General features: G+C 42.2%; 2 protein-coding genes and 3 tRNA genes. 1 reads left to right on the top strand and 4 read right to left on the bottom strand.

Annotated features, from left to right (window positions below; all coding sequences use genetic code 11):
• Positions 1 to 54 precede the first annotated feature (54 nt).
• Positions 55 to 127, bottom strand: a tRNA-Thr gene (locus WMO28_RS16730).
• A 53-nt stretch (positions 128 to 180) separates the two neighbouring features.
• Positions 181 to 252: transfer RNA gene (locus WMO28_RS16725), tRNA-Glu, on the bottom strand.
• A gap of 302 nt (positions 253 to 554) precedes the next feature.
• Between WMO28_RS16725 and WMO28_RS16720 the strand changes: the two genes are divergently transcribed.
• On the top strand, positions 555 to 1,121 hold the full coding sequence (locus WMO28_RS16720) for an NAD(P)H-dependent oxidoreductase (RefSeq protein WP_178644344.1): 567 nt from the start codon (positions 555 to 557) through the stop codon (positions 1,119 to 1,121).
• A 118-nt stretch (positions 1,122 to 1,239) separates the two neighbouring features.
• On the opposite strand, the gene WMO28_RS16715 is transcribed toward WMO28_RS16720, so the two are convergent.
• Together WMO28_RS16715 and WMO28_RS16710 are read right to left on the bottom strand one after the other, a co-directional pair.
• A complete protein-coding gene (locus tag WMO28_RS16715) occupies positions 1,240 to 2,130 on the bottom strand; it encodes a PfkB family carbohydrate kinase (protein ID WP_178644346.1) in 891 nt (296 codons plus the stop codon).
• A gap of 93 nt (positions 2,131 to 2,223) precedes the next feature.
• Positions 2,224 to 2,293: transfer RNA gene (locus WMO28_RS16710), tRNA-Asn, on the bottom strand.

Here is a 2,293-nt window from a genome sequence, read left to right as displayed (position 1 = left end):
GGACCGACCGGTTATGAGCCGGTTGCTCTAACCAACTGAGCTAAAGGTCCAAAAAGCCGATGATCGGACTCGAACCGATAACCTGCTGATTACAAATCAGCTGCTCTGCCAATTGAGCCACATCGGCGTATAAACACCAAATGTTGAATCGAGTCAATGAAAATCTCATTTAGTTTTAAGTGACTCCAAGGGGATTTGAACCCCTGTTACCGCCGTGAAAGGGCGGTGTCTTAACCGCTTGACCATGGAGCCATATTTCTTATTTGTTTTTCGCTGTTTTGTATTTCCCTCAGCGACGAGTTAAATAATACCATACCTTTTTTATAATTGCAAGCATTTTTTTGAAAAATTTCAATTTTTTTTACAAACCTGCAAAACTGGCCTCAAACCCTTATAAAATGCGGAAGTTTTACTGTTCACTCCGTGATCCGCAACACGTTTCGCATTGCAATTCTCATTTTTTTCATCATCTATGAGCATCCTTCAAGAGATTGACTTTATTTTTTGTACGTATATAATGATGTTAAAAGAATTTTGAAAGGATGATCATTATAATGAAGGTTTTATTACTGAACGGCAGTCCGCGCAAAGAAGGCTGCACCTATACAGCACTTACAGAAGTTGCCGACACATTAAAAAAGAATGGTATCGAAGCTGAGATTTTCCAGGCCGGAGATCCTTCCCGTGAAAATGTCGCAGCCGCAGCTGAAAAAATGAAAGAGGCTGATGCTCTTGTTGTCGGCTCTCCTGTTTACTGGGCTTCCCCATCCGGACAGATCATGGAATTCATGGATAAATTTGCTTCCATGGCAGGAAAATATATGATCCACAAGCCAGCCGCAGCTGTTGCTTCCGCACGACGTGCCGGCACAACTGCAACTCTGGATGTTCTGACTAAATATTTCACTTATCATCAGATGCCGGTAGTTTCCGGAAATTACTGGACCATGGTTCATGGTAACACCCCTGACGAAGTTCGTAAGGATGAGGAAGGTCTCCAGATCATGCGTACACTTGGCAACAATATGGCATGGCTTCTGAAATGCATTGAGGCTGGAAAGAACGTTGGCATCAATGCGCCGGAAACTGAAGAAAAGATCAAAACCAATTTTATTAGATAATTTTATCAAGAGACTCATATTACTTATTATAGTAGCATATAGCGCAGCGAACTATGAATCTTCGCTGCGCTATATTATTTTTCGATTGTATTCTGTCGCAATATCTTTTTATTCTATCTTATACCCTCTCCAGTGCCTCCATAACCTCATTCCGCATTGGCACAGATGCCGCTGCTCCCGGCCTGGAAACAGCAATAGAAGATGCCTTTGCGGCCATTCTAAGGCCTTCCTGCGGGCTCATTCCTTCCAGAACAGATGCAAGGAAATAACCGGTAAAAGTATCTCCGGCCGCCGTAGTATCAACAGCCTTCACCGGAAAAATTCCCTGTCTGTATACGCCGGTTTTATCCTGGTATACAGCTCCATCTCCTCCAAGCGTCAGCACTACGGATGCCTGTGGATACATCTGACTGAATTTCTTCAGAATTTCGTCCGGATTATTCTCTCCTGTGATCTGTCCACCTTCAATCTCATTTACCAGGAACATGGTAACTTTATTCAGATTACATTTATCCAGTTTATTATTATAAGGTGAAGGATTCAAAATAATCTGCATTTCTTTCTCACTGGCTTTTTCTATAATATAATCCAGCTCGTTTATCTCATTTTGTAAAAGCAGCATATCTCCCTTTTCAAAATGTGAAAGCACTTCGTCCGCAAATTCTTTCGTAATGCTCTGATTTGCACCACCATAAAGCAAAATACAGTTCTGGCCATTCTGATCTACCTGTATTACCGTATGTCCGCATGGACCGGAAATCTGGCGGATAAATTCAGTATTTACATGATTATCACGGCAGGTTTCCAGCAGAATTTCTCCGCCGTCCCCGATCATTCCTGCATGATAAACCGGCACTCCTGCTTTCGCCAGAGCAATCGACTGATTCAGGCCCTTTCCTCCACAAAAAATCTTACGGTCAGTCGATGCCTGTGTCTCTCCCGGAATCAAAATACTGTTTACCTGATATACATAATCCAAATTCAGTGATCCAAAATTCAAAACCTTCACAAAAGCCCCTCCATCTGCGTTTATCTGCATCATCTTTTATTTTTATTATACAAAAAAATCCTGCAAACATAAAGTTTACAGGAAATAAAAAAACTCCCCCTGTTGGACTCGAACCAACGACACTGCGGTTAACAGCCGCATGCTCTACCGACTGAGCTAAGGA

The organism is Blautia aquisgranensis (assembly GCF_040096615.1).
Taxonomy (GTDB): domain Bacteria; phylum Bacillota; class Clostridia; order Lachnospirales; family Lachnospiraceae; genus Blautia_A; species Blautia_A aquisgranensis.
Note: the sequence above shows the minus strand (reverse complement) of the source record. Positions and strands in the feature narration are given on the sequence as shown.